17 protein-coding genes and 2 pseudogenes are annotated in these 16974 nt (G+C 73.3%); 7 read left to right on the top strand and 12 right to left on the bottom strand.

Features of this window, described 5'->3' with window-relative positions; all coding sequences use genetic code 11:
• Positions 1-65: 65 nt before the first annotated feature.
• The 8 genes from ACWZEH_RS11490 to ACWZEH_RS11455 are packed head-to-tail and all read right to left on the bottom strand — an operon-like array spanning position 66 to position 9671.
• Positions 66-722 carry a YveK family protein gene (locus ACWZEH_RS11490; protein WP_456197973.1) on the bottom strand — a complete coding sequence of 219 codons (657 nt, stop codon included), beginning with the start codon at positions 720-722 and terminating at the stop codon, positions 66-68.
• A complete protein-coding gene (locus tag ACWZEH_RS11485) occupies positions 719-1891 on the bottom strand; it encodes a glycosyltransferase (RefSeq protein WP_456197972.1) in 1173 nt (390 codons plus the stop codon). Before ACWZEH_RS11485 ends, ACWZEH_RS11490 begins: the two co-directional genes overlap by 4 nt.
• A 1-nt stretch (position 1892) precedes the next feature.
• A complete protein-coding gene (locus tag ACWZEH_RS11480; RefSeq protein ID WP_456197971.1) occupies positions 1893-2702 on the bottom strand; it encodes a polysaccharide deacetylase family protein in 810 nt (269 codons plus the stop codon).
• Positions 2686-4395: a murein biosynthesis integral membrane protein MurJ gene (murJ, locus tag ACWZEH_RS11475; RefSeq protein ID WP_456197970.1), complete on the bottom strand. Its 1710-nt coding sequence runs from the start codon at positions 4393-4395 to the stop codon at positions 2686-2688. Before murJ ends, ACWZEH_RS11480 begins: the two co-directional genes overlap by 17 nt.
• Positions 4392-5759 (bottom strand): O-antigen ligase family protein, encoded by a 1368-nt coding sequence (locus ACWZEH_RS11470; RefSeq protein ID WP_456197969.1) that lies wholly within the window; start codon positions 5757-5759, stop codon positions 4392-4394. Before ACWZEH_RS11470 ends, murJ begins: the two co-directional genes overlap by 4 nt.
• Positions 5760-5764: 5 nt before the next feature.
• A complete protein-coding gene (locus tag ACWZEH_RS11465; RefSeq protein WP_456197968.1) occupies positions 5765-7192 on the bottom strand; it encodes an exopolysaccharide biosynthesis polyprenyl glycosylphosphotransferase in 1428 nt (475 codons plus the stop codon).
• Complete coding sequence (locus ACWZEH_RS11460) at positions 7189-8511, bottom strand: glycosyltransferase (protein ID WP_456199545.1); 1323 nt, start codon at positions 8509-8511, stop codon at positions 7189-7191. The genes ACWZEH_RS11465 and ACWZEH_RS11460 overlap by 4 nt, the downstream gene beginning before the upstream one ends.
• A 50-nt stretch (positions 8512-8561) precedes the next feature.
• Positions 8562-9671, bottom strand: a complete 1110-nt coding sequence (locus ACWZEH_RS11455) for a DUF3344 domain-containing protein (RefSeq protein ID WP_456197967.1) — start codon at positions 9669-9671, stop codon at positions 8562-8564.
• A 544-nt stretch (positions 9672-10215) separates the two neighbouring features.
• Here ACWZEH_RS11455 and ACWZEH_RS11450 point away from each other — a divergent pair.
• From ACWZEH_RS11450 to ACWZEH_RS11440, 3 genes are all read left to right on the top strand, one after another.
• Positions 10216-10488, top strand: coding sequence for a hypothetical protein (locus tag ACWZEH_RS11450; protein ID WP_456199544.1), 273 nt, complete (start codon positions 10216-10218; stop codon positions 10486-10488).
• Between the two features lie 137 nt (positions 10489-10625).
• Complete coding sequence (locus ACWZEH_RS11445; protein WP_456197966.1) at positions 10626-11138, top strand: tyrosinase family oxidase copper chaperone; 513 nt, start codon at positions 10626-10628, stop codon at positions 11136-11138.
• Positions 11122-11988 carry a tyrosinase family protein gene (locus ACWZEH_RS11440; protein ID WP_456197965.1) on the top strand — a complete coding sequence of 289 codons (867 nt, stop codon included), beginning with the start codon at positions 11122-11124 and terminating at the stop codon, positions 11986-11988. The genes ACWZEH_RS11445 and ACWZEH_RS11440 overlap by 17 nt, the downstream gene beginning before the upstream one ends.
• Positions 11989-12062: 74 nt before the next feature.
• On the opposite strand, the gene ACWZEH_RS11435 is transcribed toward ACWZEH_RS11440, so the two are convergent.
• A complete protein-coding gene (locus ACWZEH_RS11435) occupies positions 12063-12314 on the bottom strand; it encodes a chaplin family protein (RefSeq protein WP_456197964.1) in 252 nt (83 codons plus the stop codon).
• A gap of 306 nt (positions 12315-12620) precedes the next feature.
• Here ACWZEH_RS11435 and ACWZEH_RS11430 point away from each other — a divergent pair, with 306 nt between their 5' ends.
• From ACWZEH_RS11430 to ACWZEH_RS11415, 4 genes are all read left to right on the top strand, one after another.
• Positions 12621-12890: a hypothetical protein gene (locus ACWZEH_RS11430; protein ID WP_266081413.1), complete on the top strand. Its 270-nt coding sequence runs from the start codon at positions 12621-12623 to the stop codon at positions 12888-12890.
• A gap of 142 nt (positions 12891-13032) precedes the next feature.
• On the top strand, positions 13033-13311 hold the full coding sequence (locus ACWZEH_RS11425) for a hypothetical protein (RefSeq protein WP_456197963.1): 279 nt from the start codon (positions 13033-13035) through the stop codon (positions 13309-13311).
• 148 nt (positions 13312-13459) lie between these two features.
• Complete coding sequence (locus ACWZEH_RS11420; RefSeq protein WP_456197962.1) at positions 13460-13726, top strand: hypothetical protein; 267 nt, start codon at positions 13460-13462, stop codon at positions 13724-13726.
• Between the two features lie 142 nt (positions 13727-13868).
• On the top strand, positions 13869-14147 hold the full coding sequence (locus ACWZEH_RS11415; protein WP_456197961.1) for a hypothetical protein: 279 nt from the start codon (positions 13869-13871) through the stop codon (positions 14145-14147).
• A 121-nt stretch (positions 14148-14268) separates the two neighbouring features.
• Here ACWZEH_RS11415 and ACWZEH_RS11410 read toward each other — a convergent pair whose 3' ends face one another.
• The 3 genes and pseudogenes from ACWZEH_RS11410 to ACWZEH_RS11400 form a co-directional block, all read right to left on the bottom strand.
• Entirely contained in the window at positions 14269-15243 is a 975-nt protein-coding gene (locus tag ACWZEH_RS11410) for an alpha/beta fold hydrolase (protein WP_456197960.1), read from the bottom strand.
• 253 nt (positions 15244-15496) lie between these two features.
• Positions 15497-15791 (bottom strand): annotated as a pseudogene (locus ACWZEH_RS11405) (chaplin).
• Positions 15792-15943: 152 nt separating this feature from the next.
• Positions 15944-16906: pseudogene (locus ACWZEH_RS11400) on the bottom strand (D-2-hydroxyacid dehydrogenase family protein).
• Positions 16907-16974 lie beyond the last annotated feature (68 nt).

The raw sequence follows: 16974 nt of genomic DNA, 5'->3' as shown, positions 1-16974 counted from the left end.
CCCCGCCGACGCGCCCCTGAGCGCGCCCGCCCCAGCCGTCGCCGGCCCGGCCGGGCTCACCGTCGTCACCGTTGTCCGCGCGCATCGGCGGCGGGGGCGGGGCCGGGCACCGAGGCGGCGGGGACGGGGGCGTCGTCCCCGCCGGTCCGCCGCGGCCGGGCCAGCAGGGCGATTCCGCCCAGCAGGCCGCCCGCGCTCGCCCCCACCAGGGCGGTCAACGCCGGTGAGGCGGATGTCGGCCTGCTCGGCTTCACCGCACGCGAGAACTGCACGAGCCGGACCTGAGTACTGCTCCTGGTGGCGTCCGCGTGCCGGGTCAGTGCGCTGGAGACCGCGTTGGCCATGTCGACGGCGAGGTCGGGGCGCGAGGAGGTGGCCGAGACGGCGACCATCGGCGCGTCCGGCGAGGTCGCCGTGCGCACGCTGTCCTGCAGGGTCCGCACCGGCACGCCCGCCCACACCTGAGCGTCCCCGAGCACCGCGAGCTGCGTGGCCACCCGTCCGTACGCCTGTGCGAACCCGCGGGCGGATTCCGGGGTGGACTGCGAGGTCGGCACGGCGACGACGTAGCTGGTGGCCGTGTACGTCGTGGAGGTGAACAGGCCGTACGCGCCGCCGGACAGGCAGCCGGCCAGAGTGCCGGCCACGATCACGGACCAGGCCGGCAGCCTCCTGGCACGGGCCAGGAACAGACGGAGCCGGAGGGTCGGAGTGTCGGTCATGAGGAGCTTGCTCCCGAAGAGGAAGAGGAAGAGGAAGAGGAGGGGAACGACGACGGACGGGCGACAGCCGCCGCGTACACGTCCATGAGCCGGTCCGCGCTGCGGGTGATGCTGTAGCGGTGCGCGACCTGCGGGGCGGTGCGCGGCAGCGGGCCCGCCGCCCGGACCTCGGCGATCGCCCGCGCGTACGCCTCGGGGCCGCCCCGCACGCGCCGGGCACCGGCCGCGGGCGACGGCGGCAGGTCCTCGATCGCCGGGCAGGAGGCGTAGGCCACGGGCAGGCCCGACGCCAGCGCCTCCACGACCGCCAGGCCGAAGGCCTCCTCCAGGGACGGGGACGCCAGCACGTCCATCGCCGAGGTGAGCGACGGCAGGTCGGGTCCCGGGGAGCCGTCCGGAACGTAGGGGCGTTCGCCGGTGAACAGGACCCGGTCGGCCACGCCGGCCGCACGGGCCGTGCGGCGCAGGGCGTGCTCCTCGGGGCCGCCGCCCACCAGCAGCAGCCAGTGGTCCTCCGGGAGCCGGGCGAGCGCGTGGACGAGGACGTCGAACCGCTTTCCGGGGGTGAGCCGGCCGACGCCGCCCACGACGAAGGCCCCCTCCGGCAGGCCGAGACGGCGGCGGGTGTGCGCGCGACGCTCCGCCTCGAAGCGGAAGCGGTCCAGGTCGATGCCGTTCGGGACGACCTCGATACGGGGAGCGGGCACGCCCCAGCGCCTCAGGCGGTCGGCCACCGCCGGGGACACGGCGACCGTCGCCGAGCCGAGCCGCTCGCTGGAGACGTACAGCGCGCGCACCCCCGCCGTCAGCCTGCGGCCCTCCATCTGCGAGTCGCCCAGGGAGTGTTCGGTGGCGACGACCGCGCGGACCCCGGCGATGCGCGCGGCGAGCCGGCCGTAGACGCAGGCCCGGTACAGGTGCGTGTGCACCAGGTCGTAGCCGCCCGAGCGGATCAGCCGGACCAGCCGCGGGAGTGCGGTCACGTCACGGTTGCCGCCCATGCCGAGATGCGTGACGCGGACACCGTCGGCGGTCAGACCCTCGGCGACCGCACCGGGGTTGGTGAGCGTCACGACGTCGCAGTCGACGGGCAGGTGCCGCAGCAGCAGACGCAGCTGCTGCTCGGCCCCGCCGACGCCGAGGCCGGTGATGATGTGCAGGGCCCTCATGTCACAGGCCCTCCACCGGGCGCCGGCGCAGCCGGTGCAGCCGGTACTTCAGACGCAGGCGCCAGGCCGTGTCGTTCTGGCCGATGTGCACACGCGGCAGGGCGTGCGGGCCGGTCAGCGGGCCGGGGTCGATGGCGCAGGCGTAGGCGTAGCCCGCCTCCCGCACGGCCCGTACGGCGCGGGCGTCGACCGCGCCGTACGGGTAGCAGAAGCCGTCGACCCGGGCGCCGGTCAACTCCGCCAGCCGCTCGCGGCTTTCGGTCACCTCGGTGGTGAGGGCGAGGTCGTCCGCCCGGGTGAGATCGATGTGGGTCAGCCCGTGCGAGCCGATCTCCACTCCCTCGGCCGCCGCGTACCGGATGCCGTCCGCGGTCAGCAGCGGCTTGCGGGGGCCGAGCGGGTCCCACGCGTTGTCGCCGCCGAGCCGCCCGGGCAGGACGAAGAGCGTGGCGCCGCAGTCCCAGCGGCGCAGCAGCGGCAGGGCGTCGGTGACGAAGTCGGCGTACCCGTCGTCGAAGGTCAGCCCGACCAGGCGCCGCCCGGCGCCCCGGGCGCGGGCGCAGAGCAGGTCCGCCACGGACACACCCCGCAGCCCCCGCCGGCGCAGCCAGGCCAGCTGCCCCTCCAGCCGCTCGGGCGTGACCGTGATGCGGTACGGATCGTCCGAGCAGTCGTCCACCGAGTGGTACATCGCCACCCATGGGACAGGGCCCGGGGGCGCGGCGGGACGTCTGCCGGTGTCGAAGGAATCGACGGAGTCGACGGAGTCGGCCGGGTTCGCGGAACCGACGGAATCAACGGGAGCGGCCATGGGTGAGCCTTCGTGTGACGGTGCGTACGGAGCGCACGGCGGATGCGGAGCCCTGGACGCCCAGGGCCAGGGAGAGAGTGACGAAGACGCCGGTCACGCTCAGAACGCCGGCCGCGAGCCCCGCCACCGGGGACGCGAACCGGCTCGCGGCGAACGCCCCGGCGGCGGTGGCGAGGACGGCGGCGAGTACGGGCCTGCTCAGCTCGGCCAGGACCGGCCGGACCCGCAGGCGGACACCGTGAGGGCTGCCGCGCCGGGACGCCCGCAGACCGGTCAGCAGCAGGGCGGCCGTGACGGTGATGCCGAACGCGTTGGCGGCGGCGATCCCCGCGACCCCCCAGGGGCGCACGGCGACGGCGCCGATCACCGACGTGGCGGCGATGCCCGCGCCCATCACCGCGAGGGGGTACCAGCTGGGCCGGCCCGCCGAGAAGTACGAGCGCACCAGCGCCCCCACCAGGGTCTGCCCCAGCAGTCCGAGGGCGTACACGCGCATGACGTCCGAGGTCGCCACGGTGTCGTCCGCGGTGAACGCGCCGCGCTGGAAAAGCAGTTCGATCATCTGCGGGGCGCAGGCGATCACCGCTCCCATGCCCGTCAGCACCACACAGGAGGACAGCACCAGATCCCGCTCCACACGGTCGCGGGCGCGTTCGGTGTCCCCGTCCGCCAGCGCCCGTGCCACCACGGGGAAGGTGACGGTGCACACCATCAGCGACAGTGTCATCGGGATCTGGGCGACCTTCTGCGCGTAGTTCAGGTGCGAGATGGCCCCGGAGGGCAGCGAGGAGGCGAGGAAGCGTTCGACCAGGACCTGCGACTGGCGGCACAGCGCGAAGAGGAGTACGGCGGCGATCAGGGCGAGCCGTACCGGCCGCTCCTGCGCGTCACCCGCCGCCCCCTCCACGGCGGCCGGCGTGCGGGACGCCAGCTGCCGCCACAGCGAAGGCAGTTGCACCAGCACCATCAGACAGCCGCCCACCGCGACCCCGGCCGCGGCGGCGCGCACGCCCCACGTGCGGCCGAGCAGGAACATCGCGGCGATGATGCCGGTGTTGTAGGCGATGTAGATGGCCCCGGGCGCGGCGAAGCGGCGGTGCGCGCGCAGGGCGGCACTGCAGTAGCCGGCGATCCCGAAGGCCAGCAGGCTGATCGCCGTGAGCCGGGTGCAGTCGACGGCCAGCCGGGGGTCGGGCAGGCCCGGCGCGAGGACCCGGACCAGGAACGGCGCCACGGCGGCGACCAGGGCGGCCGTCGCGGCGAAGGCCAGGCACAGCCGGGGCAGCGTGGCGGCGACCAGGGCGCGGACCGGGTCGCCCGGTTCGCCCCGGGCACGTCGGGCCAGCGCCATGCTGAACGCCGGGATCAGCGCGATCGCCAGCCCGTCCTCGATCAGCAGCGTGGCGGCGATCTCCGGCACGGTCCACGCGACCAGGAACGCGTCCGTGTCGCTGCCGGCACCGAAAAGACGCGCCAGCGACTGGTCGCGCACCAGGCCGAGCAGGGAACCGGCGATGGACAGCGCCGCCGTGACGAGCGCGGCCCGGGCGAGGAATTTCCGGGAGGCCGGGGCCGAGCCCGGGTCGGCGCCGTTCCCGGCGGGCGTGGCGGCCCGCGCCGCGGGCACGGTCACCGCCCCGTCGGTGTCGGTGTCCGAGTCGGGTACGGGGCTCTGCGAGGGCACCACCGTCATCGCGTCGCGGCCCCCTCGACACGCTCCGCCACCGCGCCCGACGGCACGACGTCCTCCCGCTCGCCGGGGGCCAGTGCCCACCACGCCGCGAGCCCGAGGCCCAGGGCGACCAGCATCGTCGAGGGGCCGCCGATGTCGCCGTACACGAAGTCGGTCAGCAGCCAGATCAGCAGCCCGCAGGCGACGAGCCCGCAGTCGGGCCCGGGTCCGGGCCCACGGCCGGGGTCCGGCCGGCCGCTGCGGACGCGCAGCAGCCTCCGCAGCCCGCACACCAGCAGCGTCAGCCAGCCGCCGGCGAGTGCGAGCAGCCCGATCAGGCCCTGCTCGCTCAGCACCAGCAGGTACATGCTGTGCGGCGAGAGCAGCGCCTGCTTCCGGTACTCCGTCCCCGCGCCCCCGACGTCACTGCCCGAGGACAGCGCCAGGGTGGCGTGCCCGTCGCGGTACTCGGGGAAGTCCTTGAGACCCACGCCCGTCAGCGGCTGCTCGCGCCACATGCCGCCGGCGGCCGCCCACAGGGCGTACCGGTCCACGACGGACTGGTCGGGAGCGTCGCCGACCCGCGCGATGCTGTCGATCCGCTCCTGCAACTGGGCCGTGCCGATGCCGAACCCGCCGGTCAGGATTACGCCCGCGGCGGCCACGGCCAGGCCCACCTTCAACGCGCGCCGCGGCCCGGCCAGGACCAGCTGCACGGCGCACGTCAGGGCGGTCGCGATCCAGGCGCCCCGGCTGAAGGAGAGGGCGAGCGGCAGCAGCAGCGCCACCGCGCATCCGGTGGCCGCCGTCCGCTGCCACACGGCTGTCCGGCCCAGCGCGATCCCGACCGCGCACACCAGGCCGAGGGAGACCGCGGTCGCCATGCCCATCACGTCGTGGGCGCCGAAGGTGCCGACCGCCCGGATGTCCTCGCCCCGGTAGGAGGCGCCGGTCCCGGTGGCGTACTGGTGCACGCCGACGGCTCCCTGCCACAGCGCGAGGCCCACGAACGACCAGGCCAGCACCCGGAAGCCGGTGCGGTCACGGACCAGGACCAGCACGGCCGCCGGGACGAGCACGAAGACCTGCAGGTAGCGGCCCAGACCGGTGAACCCGGCCTCCGGCGAGGACGCCCCCATCGCGGCGAGCGCGAGCCCCACGACCGGCAGGCCCAGCACCACGGCCGCGGCGGGCGACAGCGGGCGCCGCCGCTCACGCAGCAGGAGGATCACGCAGTACACCACCACCAGGGCGGAGACCACGTCCGCGGGCCCCGCTCCGTCGTAGGTCAGGGGCAGGGCCAGCAGGGCGGGCAGAGCCACCAGGGGCAGCACCGGCACCAGCCCGGCGGCCCGGCGCGGGAGTGCTGCGGGGGCGGAACTCACGTCGGTCAGCTCCCCGTCGGACGGACCAGCGTGACCGCGGTGCGCAGCAGGATGCAGACGTCCTGCCACAGCGACCAGTCGTCGATGTAGGCGTTGTCGAACCGGCAGCGGTCCTCGATCGAGGTGTCACCGCGCAGCCCCTGGACCTGGGCGAGGCCGGTGATACCGGTCCGCATCCGGTGGCGGGCCGCGTAACCCGGATAGGTCTGGCTGAACTGCGAGACGAAATAAGGGCGTTCGGGACGCGGCCCGACCAGGCTCATGTCGCCGCGGAGCACGTTCCACAGCTGGAGCAGTTCGTCGAGCGAGGTGCGCCGCAGCATGCGGCAGAACCGGCGCATCTCGTTCTCGTCGGCCACGCTCCACCGGGTCGCCGACTCGTGTTCGTCGACCGGCCGGTGCGTACGGAACTTCAGCAGCGTGAACGGCTCGCCGTTCCTGCCGATGCGTTCCTGCCGGAACACCACGCCCGGCCCGTCACTGAGCCGCAGCGTCAGCGCGCACACCAGCAGCAGCGGACCGGCCAGCAGCAGCAGCGCCCCCGACACGAGGATGTCGAGCACGCGCTTGCCCGCACTGCCGCGGCGCGCCGGTGACAGGTCCAGGCGACGGCACGGGAACCCGGCCAGCCGTTCCTGAGCCGGGTACGCGGGGGAGTCGGCGTCGACCTCCCAGAGCACGCAGCCCGAGTCGGCCAGTGCGCGCAGCAGCGGCCCCTGCCCGGCGCGTACCGAGGGGTGGACGGCCAGCACGGCCCGCACCCCGTTCTGGATGACCGCCCGCTCGACCTCCTCACCGGTGCGCAGCACCGGCAGGCCCTCGGTGCCGTCCGGCTGCTCGGCGACCACCCCCACCGGCCGCACGCCGCACCGCGGGTGCCGCAGCAGAGCGGCGGCCACGCGCTGCGCGGTCGCCGCCGGGCCGACGACGAGCGCCGCGTGCGGGTGGCGCCGCAGCGCCGCGCGCCGCCGCCCGTGCACGGCCGCGCGCAGCGCGCAGCCGGCCGCCGACTGCAGGACGAGGCCCGTCAGCACGGTGCCGGCGGACAACGCCTGCTCCGGCCGGTACGCCGCCCAGAGCGCCGCGGGCGCCAGCCAGGCCACCGCGGCACGGCCGCACACGGCGGGCAGTTCGTCCAGCAGCCCCGGCCCCGGCCACCGGCCGCCGCGAGGGCGCAGCAGCAGTGACGCGGCGATCAGCAGGACGACGAGCGGGGAGTGCCGCTGGGTGCCGGACAGCGCCAGCGTGCCCAACAGGGCGGCGGCGGAGTCCGCGAGGAGCAGCGGGACGGGCGAAGCCGGCCGAGCCACAGACCGCGGGACGGGCGACCGCGACCCGTCTGCGGCGCCGCGCGGTGGCATGACGGAAACGGGTGAGGAGTCGTGGTCCCGCGGCGGTACGCCGGGGGAGGACACGGTGCGTTCGGCGGTCACGAGCGGATGGGCTCCCTGTACTCGGTGGGCTCGGTGAGCTCGGTGGGCTCGGTGGACTCGACGCGCTGCGCGGTCCGGTCCGCCGTTTCGGCACGGCAGCCCGCGGCGCCGAGCGGCCGCGCCCGCTCGGCGCCGCGGGCCCGGCCCCGCCCGACGGCCCGGGACGGACGTGCCCTCCTGCTGGAGGGCCGGGTGCCGAGCAGGTCGCGGTAGACGTCGGCGACCTGCGCGGCGGTGTGCCGTACGTCGTGGACGGACAGCACGTGCCGACGGCCCAGGTCACCGAGCGACTCACGCAGCGGCGGGTCGAGCAGCAGCCCGGACAGGGCCCCGGCCAGCGCCTCCGGGTTCTCCGGCGGTACCAGACAACGGGGGGCGAAGGACGGCGGCAGGCTCTCGCGGGCGCCGTCGACGTCCGTGACCACCACGGGACGCCCGCAGGCCATCGCCTCCAGCGGGGCGAGGGCCATGCCCTCCCAACGGGAGGGCAGGACGACGAGATCGGCGGCCTGGTACCAGGGCGAGGTGTCGGGGACGGCTCCCACGAACAGCACGGACCCCGGGGCCCGTGCGCGCAGCCGGTCGTGGTCCGGCCCGTCGCCGACCAGGACGAGCCGTGCGGCGGGCACCCGCCGCACGACGGCGTCCCACGCCCGCAGCAGGACGTCCTGCCCCTTCTGCCGGCAGAGCCGCCCCACACAGACCACGAGCGGCGTCGTGGGGTGGAGGGCGGCGAGCTGGGCGAGCCCGGCGCGCACGGTGTCGGTGCCGGCCGGGCAGAAGCGCTCGGGATCGACGCCGTTGGGGATGACGGTCCACCGTCCGGTGATCCCGGCGCGCACGCCGGTCGCCCGTTCCGCCTCGCTCACGCACACCACCCGTGCGGCCCAGCGCGCCCCCCACCGCTCCCACGTGAGCGCGAGCGCCGCGGTGGCTCCGCCCACCGCCTCGAACGACCAGGCGTGCGGCTGGAAGACCGTCGGAATCCGTCCGCGCACCGCGAGCCGCCCGGCGAGCCCGGCCTTCGCGCTGTGCGCGTGCACCAGATCGGGGCGCACCTCGTCGATCAGCCGTGCGAGGTGCGCCACCTCCCGCACGAGCGACGGACCGGGCGACCGCGTCGCCCGCCAGTTCCGTACCTGCGCGCCGAGCCCCCGCAGGTGGAGTGCGAGTGGGCCGTCGGGGCAGACCGCGGTGACGTCCAGGCCGTCCGCCACCTGCGTACGGACCAGATCGGTGAGCACGCGTGCGACTCCGCCGTCCACCGGCTGGGTGAGGTGCAGCACCCGTGGCCGACGGCCGGTGGGGGACAGGTCCATGCGCACGGACTCCTCGCTCGCGACGGCGTCCGGGGCGGGTGGTGGCGTGTTCATCGCCGGGCGTCGAGGGCGGTGAAGAGCACGCCGGCCCAGGCCGCGTCCGCCCGGGACGAGAGCAGGAGGCTCACCCGGTCGCCGGCGCGCAGCAGGCCACTTCCGAGGGTGAACACGTCGGAGTCGTAGCCGAGGGTGTTGGAGTACGCCGGCACCCGCGCCGGGGCGGCCCCGGCGGGCCCGCTGATGGTGGAGTTCAGGACGTCGCCGGCCGGGTTGGCGGAGTCGGCGAGCGCCGCGGTGGAGGCGGGCGAGCCGCTGGTCACGGTGAGCGAGTCGCCGGTGGTGCCGCGGTCGCCGTTGTACGCGACCAGCCCCACCAGGCCCTCCGTGCCACCGGGGAGGTCCAGACCGTCGAGCCCGACCTCGGGGCCCGTGCGGGACTTCAGCGGCGCGAAGCCGTCCCAGAGCGAGAGGTGCCGCAGCGGCTCCGCCGGGTTCTCGTACGCCACCACCAGGGTCCAGCCGCCCCACGCGCCGGCCGCCGACCGGCCGGCGGCCACGTTGACCTGTGCCACGGTGTACAGGCCCGGCCCGCTGTCGCGCACCAGCCCGGTCACGTCCGCCGAGGCCTGGAAGGCGTCCGCGCCGTCCGCCACGTGGTGTCCGACGACGGTGTCGGCGAGGAGCTCCTTGTACTCCCCGCCGGGTTCGGCGATCAGCACCCGCTCGTTGTCCTGTGCCGGTTTCTGTTCGCCCACGCGCAGGTTGCCGCCCCAGTACAGGCGCGCGTACGTCACCCGGGAGCCGGAGGGCAGGCGGACCTCCGAGCGGGAGGAGTTGTAGGTGTTCGGGTCGCGGTCGACGTCGACGTAGAACATGTCGAAGTCGCCGTTCACCGCCTGCGCGCCCGCCTGCACGTCCGTGCAGGCGGGGGGCCGGTTCGTGCGGCAGGTGGCGGAGGAGTTGGCCGCGCGCACGATGCCTCCGTGCTGGAGCGCGTGATACCGCTGGTCGAACGGGAGACTGCTCGCCTCCGGCGCGGGCGCCGCGGCAGGGGAGGTGACCGGCGAGGCGGCCGGGGAGCCGCAGGGTGCCCACATCGCGACAAGTGCGAGGACGCCCACCGTGGCAGGGCGGAGCAACTGGCCCAGGGAATGGCGCATGACCGTCGGAGCCTTTCGGAACGGATGGCGGTGACCGGATGGATGAGGACGACGTCCGCGGCCGGCAGCGCCGCCGGTGTCGGAGCCGTGCCTGAGGACGGCGACGACGAGCAGGACCACCGGGATGAGCAGGCAGCACGACGAGTGCGATGCGTCCGCCTCCGGGGGCGCGTCGGCGCAACTCTAGCCATCAGCCGGACAAATTTGCCGAAACTCAATCAACGCCGACAAGTGTGTTGGAATCGTGAAGTCGGTTCTGCGCGGGGCGATGCACAGACACTCCCCGCCCGCCCACTCGTCGGGCAGGACAGGGCCACACGGGTGAGAACGCGGCGCCAAAGACCCGCCGCGCCACTCGGGCGGGCCGGGAATCCCGGCGTCCGCGCCCACCGTCGCGCCGACGCCGGTGGTGCTGCCTGCCGTTTGATCTCATATGACGACTCGCCAATCCGTGGTCGCCCGGTTTCCGCACCGGCCGGGGATCGTTAGGCACGACGACACAAAGCCCCCTCCGGCGACGCGCGTTGCCGAAGAAAGGAACATGATGAAGTCCCTGAAGGCTGCTGCCGTCATTGCCGGGTCCCTGATCGCCGCCGGCATGGCCGCGCCCGCGTACGCGCAGGAGATCGACCTGGCGTCCACCGGCCTCGACACCGGCCTGAACACGCGCACCGCGGTCCCCTTCGAGCTCATGTCGCCGCAGGGCGAGTCGAGCGGCGACGAGACCCGGACCTCGGTGTTCGGCACCGCGGAGGAGGCGGCGGACGTGGTGAACCAGGCCAAGCCGGTGCACGGCGATCTGGGGCTGCACGCCTGAGGCACGCCGTACGAAGTCGGCCCCCGGTACGGACCGGGGGCCGACTTTCGTATGTGCACCCGTTCGCCGCGCGGCGGTGACCACGTGGCAGGTCCGGCGGTTAGAGCGGCGGCAACCGTTCGAACAAGGAGTGGATCATGGTCGTCGCCATCGGCTCGGCACCCGTGGGTGCCGAGGACGCAGCGCCGGGCCCGGCGCTGCCCGGGCCGGGGGGCAGAACACGGCGGGACGTGGCACGCGGTCTGCGGGCCGGCGTCCTCGCCGGCGCCCTGGCTCCGGTGCTCGCCGCCTTCCGGTCTCCGCGCCCCGGACCCGAGGCACCCGCGGCAACGGACGCGCCGGACCGTGCCGCCTTCGAGCAGACCCATCGCGGCCGTCGCATCCGGGGGGTGTGGGCGCCGGGGCGCACCGCGGCCGAGGACGGGCGGTGGCACGTCACGGTGGACGGCCGCCCCCTGCATCTGATGCGCCGCGCCGACGGCGGCTGGCTGAGCACGGTCGACCACTACTGCTCCTACCGGACACCGCTCGAGGCCGCCCGCGCCGCCGTCGACGCGCTCGGTCCCGGCGAGCGGCTGCGTGCTGCGGCGTCGGCACCGGCGGGCGCGGGACACGCGCACGGGGAGGACCGGCATGGCGTACGTGCGTAAGGACGCCGGCACGCTCACGGCGGCCGAGAGGCGACGGTTCGTCAAGGCGCTGCTGGAGGTCAAACGGCGGGGCGAGTACGACGAGTTCGTGCGGATGCACCTCGCGTACTACTCCTCCGACGGCGAACGCGGGCTGCGCACCGCCCATATGGCGCCCTCGTTCCTGCCCTGGCACCGCCGGTTCCTGCTCGACCTGGAGGACGCCCTGCGCCGGGTGGACCCGGCGGTGACCCTTCCGTACTGGGACTGGACCCGTGACCGCACGACCACGTCCGCACCGTGGACGGCGGACCTCCTCGGCGGCAACGGGCGCCGCTCGGACCAACAGGTGATGACGGGGCCGTTCGCGTACGGGGAGGGCAACTGGGCCATCGAGGTGGGTGTGACCGAAGGGGCGTTCCTGACCCGGGACCTCGGCCGCCGGCACGACCCGATCGCCCTGCCCACCACGAACGACCTGGAGCAGGCGCTGAAGGACCCCGTCTACGACGTGCGGCCCTGGGACTCGACGGTCACGCGGGGATTCCGCAACAGGCTGGAGGGCTGGAGCACCGGCCGGGGCAGTGCCTCCTGGCGCAACCACAACCGGGTGCACCGCTGGGTCGGCGGGGCCATGCTCGGTGCCGCCTCCGTTAACGACCCCGCCTTCTGGCTGCACCACGCCTTCGTCGACCTGCAGTGGTACCGCTGGCAGCGCCGGCACGGCGGAGCCCGCTACCTTCCCGCCACGCCGCCGGGCCGGGGCGACGAGCAGCACGGCCGGGTCGTGGCACGGCACGAGAAGCTGCCGCCGTGGGACGTGACACCGGACGAGCTGGAGGACGTCGGCCGGATCTACCGGTACGCCTGAGGGCGGTCACCGGTACACGGGGAGAGCCCCGGCGCTCGGGTGTGCCGGGGCTCTCGGGTGTGTCGCGACGGACGTCAGCCCGCGTGGCCGCCGTTCACGCAGGTGTTGCCGAACGCCGGGTTCAGCGCGCCGACGACGTCGACGGTGTTGCCGCACACGTTGACCGGCACGTGCACCGGAACCTGGACCACGTTGCCGGAGGCGACCCCCGGCGAGTGGGCCGCCACGGCGTCGGCGCCGGCGTCCGCCGCGGCCATGCCGGCACCGCCGAGCACCACGGCCCCCGTGCCGAGAGCGACAGCGCCGACCTTCGCGATGCGAGACATCACGTTCTCCCTTACTGATCCGGTGAGCACGGCGGCATGACACGCCGCCGCACGCCCCGCTCAACGCGAGGACCCCGCCTCGGTCACGGTGTTCGTCCCGGGACCACCCGAAGGTGACCGAGCCGGGCGGACACCCGCCGCCAGGGCCGCCCGGCGCGCGCGTGACAGGCCTGCGACCTGCAGATTCACAAGAAAATTACGCAGATGGGCGTTTTGGCTGTCCAAAGCCGCAAACGTCGCTTACGTTATCCACTGTCAGTAACCAACCCAACACGGGTTGTGTCGATTCGTGAAATCGGAGAAGTAATGCGCAAGTACCAGAAGACCGCGGTCGTCATGGCCATGCTCGGCAGTGTGGCCTTCCTCGGCGCCGGCGTCAGCCACGCCGGAGACGACCCCTCGTTCAAGCTCAGCAACGAGCAGGTCACGAACTGCGCCCAGGACAACTCCGTCCAGGGTCTCGTGAACATCGACGACGTCAACGCCGGCGTCGGCGCCATCCTGGGCCTCGGCAACGCGGAGAACACCGAGACCAACGCGGTGGCCTGCGCCTCCAGCTTCACCTTCGGCGGCTGATCACCGTCAGGTGATCCGGGTGGGTCCCGGGGCTCGAACCGAGCGTTCGGGCTCCGGGCCCGCCCGGCGGGTCGGCCGGTCCGGGTGTCCGGACCGGTTCCGCCGCCGAGTCGCGGCGGGGTGATCGTCAAGGAAAAGGCAGATGTCCAAGTCGAAGAAGATCACGGCGGCGGCGGGGGTCCTGGGCGGCGTGGCCCTGATCGGCGCCGGTGCCGTCCAGGCTGTCGGCGTCGAGGGCTCCGGCAGTTGCGTCAGGGACGGCAGGGGCGCCATTCGCTGCGAGCAGGTGAGGGAGTACCGACTCCCGGCCGGTACGCAGGGGAAGGTCCGCTTCGCCGGCGAACAGGAGCAGGCCTGCTCCGGTTCGGGTGCCGAGGTCTCCTGCGTGGACGGCTCCGTCCTCGGTGGCAGGAAGGCCTGAGGCCTCCGCCGCCCGGGTGCGGTGGTGCTTTGTTTCAAAAAAAGGCGCGACACGGCGTTTCATCTACCAATTGCCGTAATCGTCGCCTACATTAGCGACTGTGAGTGACCGGACCATCACGGACCGTGTCAAATCAGAAGGAGAAGTAATGCGCAAGTACCAGAAGGCTGCGGTCGTCATGGCCATGCTCGGCAGTGCCGGCTTCCTCGGCGCCGGTGTCGGTCACGCCAACGACGGCCCGGAGGTCGAGGTCAGCAACTCGCAGGCCACGACCTGCATCCAGGACAACTCGAAGCAGGGCCTCATCAACATCGACGACATCAACCTCGCGATCGGCATCCTGGGCCTCGGCAACGTGGAGAACGAGGAGACCAACGCGGTCTCCTGCACCTCCAGCTTCGCCATCGGCGGCTGATCACCGCCAGGTGCTCCAGGTGGGTCCGGGGTTCGAACCACGCGTTCGAACCCCGGGCCCGCCCGGCACATTGACCGGTCCGGGTGCCCGGACCGGCTCCGCCGCTCAGTCGCGGCGGGCTGACCGCCAAGGAAAAAGGTAGATGGTGAAGTCGAACAAGATCGCAGCGGCGGTGGGAGCCCTCGGTGGGCTCGCGCTGATCGGTGCCGGTGCCGTCCAGGCCTTCGCTGCCGAGGACCCGGACAACTGCGTCAAGGACGAAAAGGGCACCGTTCGCTGCGTGCAGGTGAGCGAGCAGAAGATCACGACCGACCAGTACGGGACGATCCACTTCGTCAACAAGTCGGAGCAGACCTGCTCCGGCGAGGACGCCGAGGTCTCCTGCACCAACAGCGTTGTCCTCCCGGACGAGAAGTCCTGACGTCTTCGACGGCCGAGTGCCCCTTCCCGGCATTCCTCACGTCGGCATCCCCGCGTCGGACCACCCGTACGGGGGAGAGTGGCCGGGACCCGGTACGGGTCCCGGCCACTCGTCGTGTCCGTCACCGGTGTGCCGTCGCGCAGGCGAGGCCGGCGCCCGGTGACTCCACGGGGGCGCAGTACGGCAGGTCGTCGATGGGGAGGTCGGTGCAGAAGCGGCCGATCAGGTCCGACGACTCCTGCCTGCGCTCGACGGTGACCAGATGGTCCGCCTCCTTGACCGTCGTGAACCGCGCCGCCGGAATCGTCGCGGCGAGCTCCCGGCCCATCCGGGGGGTGCACAGGGTGTCGTATTCACCGGTGAACACCAGGGTCGGCACATCGGGGACGGGCAGGGGCTCGTAACAGCCGTGCGTCACCAGCCTCGTGTTGTGCTCGACCGCCTTCTTCAGCTCCTCCGGCGTCTGGTTCATGAACTGGTGACGCAGGAGACGTGCGACGGCCGCGTGCCTGCGGACCTGACCGGCCCCCGGGTTCGACATGAAGAGTTCCACCAGGCCGCCGGCCGCCGCTTCGATCTCACCCCGTTCCAGCGCCTGCGACAGACGCGGTACCGCGTCGGTGTAGACGTCGGGGAGACGCATCGCGGCGCCGCAGAAGACGATGCGACGGACGGAGTCGGGATGCAGCTGCGCGAAGCGGAGGCCGACGACTTCACCGAAGCAGCCGCCGAAGAGATTCACCGGCGGCATCCCGGTCTCCACCAGCATGTGCTGGACCGCGGCGGCGAGGAAATCGATCCCGTAGTGGGAGGGCAGGAAGTCCGCACTGCCGTATCCGGGAAGATCCACGGTGATCACCGTGCACAACGGTGCCAGCCATTTCTCGTGCGCCTGCCAGGAGTACCGGTCCTGGGACGATCCGCCGAGCAGCAGCAGCGGGGCCGTTCGCGGAGCACTCTGATGGATGATCCGGCACCCGTACGCGAAGCCCTCGAAAGCCAGGTTCCGCTCCTCCACCCGCTCCGACGGCGGAGAAGCGGACCCGTGGCGCTGTGTGGTCAGTGAACCCTGGGCGGTGGGGAGGGCAGTGCGCATGGACGGCTCCGGAGCAAGGGAGATGACGGCGAACCAGTCCATGATTACCAGTAATCACGCGTTTTTCCCGTAATCACTCATTTGTGGGCGATCCTGGCGATAAGGTGTATGTGGCCCGCAAGGCGGCAACCGCCGTGGACCCACCGCCGAGTCCGAGGGCCGGGGTTTCGGGGAGGGTGCCAGGAGTGCCGAGAGCCCCGGCGCTCGAGGCGCCGGGGCTCCGGACGTCACTGCTGATGACGCGTGAGGGGGATCAGTTCCCGTACGCGCTCTTGTGGTTCTCGTGGTGCTTGTGGCCCTGGCCGTCCTCGTTCACGCAGGTGTTGCCGAACGCCGGGTTCAGCGCACCGATGACATTGATTGACGGTGTTCCCGCACACGTTGACCGGCACGTGGACCGGGGTCTGGGCGAGGTTGCCCGACAGGACTCCCGGGGAGTGGGCGGCGGCGCCCTGGGCGCCCGCGTCCGCCAGAGCCGTACCGGCCCCGCTCAGGGCCACGGCACCCGTGCCGAGTGCGACGCGGGCAGCCTTCGCGGTGCGCGGTATCACGTCCTCCTTCTGATTCGACGAGCACGGCCGCAGGGGGCGCGGCCGTGCTCCCCGTCCAACGCGAGGACGCACGACGGGTCATGGGTCGGCCACGGATCACCCAGGGCGAGGGGGATTTCTTTTGCCCCGGCCCTCGGCCACCGGCCCCTTCAGGGCAGGCGCCGGATCGGCGCGCCGTCGAGGAGGGCACGGATGCCCTCGATCGCCCGGCCGTGGTACGCGGCGTAGTCGGCGCGGGAGACATGGCCGAGGTGCGGGGTGGCCGGCAGACGCGGCGCGGTACGCGCCGGGTGGCCGGCGGGCAGCGGTTCGACGTCGAAGACGTCCACGCCGGCACCGGCGATGCGGCCCTCGCGCAGCGCGGCGAGCAGGGCGTCCTGGTCGACGATCGCCGCGCGGGAGGTGTTGACCAGGCAGGCGGTCGGCTTGAGCAGGGCGAGTTCGGCGGCGCCGAGCAGGCCGCGGCCGCGTTCGCCGAGCGCGAGGTGCACGGAGACGAAGTCGCTCTCGCGAAGCAGGTCCTCCTTGGACGGCGCGAACTCCACATCCACCTCGTCGGCACGCTCCCGGGTGAGGTTCGGGCTCCAGACCCCGACGCGCATGCCGAAGGCGAGACCGACCTGTGCCACCCGGCTCCCGATCTTCCCCGGGCCGAGCAGCCCGAGGCGCCGTCCGCGCAGGTCGGCGCCCACGGTGCGCTGCCAGGGGGCAGCCGGCGCGCAGGCCGTTGTTCTCCTCGACGATGCCGCGTGCCAGGCCGGGGAGCAGGGCCCAGGTCGGTTCGACGGGCGGGGTGCGGGAGATGGCCGTACCGCACACGGTGACGCCGTGCGCCTCGGCGGCGGCGTAGTCGATGACCGAATTGCGCATGCCGGAGGCGACGATCAGCCTCAGCCGGGGCACAGCCGGGCGATCAGCGACCCGGGGGCGGACACCCGTTCCCGCGGTGTCACCACGGTGTCGGCGTCGGTGAGCGCGTCGGCCAGACTGTCCTCGTCGGCGAAGTGACCCTCGTACGAGACCACTTCGATGTCCTTCGCGACCGGCCCCCGGCCGGCGGCCCCGACGGCCGCACCCTGGTAGTCGTCCAGCGCCGCACACCGCAGCCGCATGCCGCTCCTCCTCGCCGGTGGTCCGGGGCGATCAAGTTACTCCTCCTGCGGCCGGCGCCCGGTCCGGG

Source organism: Streptomyces yamdrokensis (assembly GCF_053890455.1).
The sequence above is the reverse complement of the archived record's forward strand: the minus strand, read 5'-3'. Positions and strand labels throughout refer to the sequence as shown.

What these genes read in the sequence shown, in the direction of transcription:
- ACWZEH_RS11430 (WP_266081413.1), top strand. Translation starts at nt 12,621, where the DNA reads ATGCGCAAGTACCAGAAGACCGCGGTCGTCATGGCCATGCTCGGCAGT.
- ACWZEH_RS11415 (WP_456197961.1), top strand. Translation starts at nt 13,869, where the DNA reads ATGGTGAAGTCGAACAAGATCGCAGCGGCGGTGGGAGCCCTCGGTGGG.
- ACWZEH_RS11455 (WP_456197967.1), bottom strand. Translation starts at nt 9,671, where the DNA reads ATGCGCCATTCCCTGGGCCAGTTGCTCCGCCCTGCCACGGTGGGCGTC.
- ACWZEH_RS11410 (WP_456197960.1), bottom strand. Translation starts at nt 15,243, where the DNA reads ATGCGCACTGCCCTCCCCACCGCCCAGGGTTCACTGACCACACAGCGC.
- ACWZEH_RS11480 (WP_456197971.1), bottom strand. Translation starts at nt 2,702, where the DNA reads ATGGCCGCTCCCGTTGATTCCGTCGGTTCCGCGAACCCGGCCGACTCC.
- ACWZEH_RS11485 (WP_456197972.1), bottom strand. Translation starts at nt 1,891, where the DNA reads ATGAGGGCCCTGCACATCATCACCGGCCTCGGCGTCGGCGGGGCCGAG.
- ACWZEH_RS11450 (WP_456199544.1), top strand. Translation starts at nt 10,216, where the DNA reads ATGAAGTCCCTGAAGGCTGCTGCCGTCATTGCCGGGTCCCTGATCGCC.
- ACWZEH_RS11435 (WP_456197964.1), bottom strand. Translation starts at nt 12,314, where the DNA reads ATGTCTCGCATCGCGAAGGTCGGCGCTGTCGCTCTCGGCACGGGGGCC.
- ACWZEH_RS11460 (WP_456199545.1), bottom strand. Translation starts at nt 8,511, where the DNA reads ATGGACCTGTCCCCCACCGGCCGTCGGCCACGGGTGCTGCACCTCACC.
- ACWZEH_RS11440 (WP_456197965.1), top strand. Translation starts at nt 11,122, where the DNA reads ATGGCGTACGTGCGTAAGGACGCCGGCACGCTCACGGCGGCCGAGAGG.
- murJ (WP_456197970.1), bottom strand. Translation starts at nt 4,395, where the DNA reads ATGACGGTGGTGCCCTCGCAGAGCCCCGTACCCGACTCGGACACCGAC.
- ACWZEH_RS11425 (WP_456197963.1), top strand. Translation starts at nt 13,033, where the DNA reads ATGTCCAAGTCGAAGAAGATCACGGCGGCGGCGGGGGTCCTGGGCGGC.
- ACWZEH_RS11420 (WP_456197962.1), top strand. Translation starts at nt 13,460, where the DNA reads ATGCGCAAGTACCAGAAGGCTGCGGTCGTCATGGCCATGCTCGGCAGT.
- ACWZEH_RS11490 (WP_456197973.1), bottom strand. Translation starts at nt 722, where the DNA reads ATGACCGACACTCCGACCCTCCGGCTCCGTCTGTTCCTGGCCCGTGCC.
- ACWZEH_RS11445 (WP_456197966.1), top strand. Translation starts at nt 10,626, where the DNA reads ATGGTCGTCGCCATCGGCTCGGCACCCGTGGGTGCCGAGGACGCAGCG.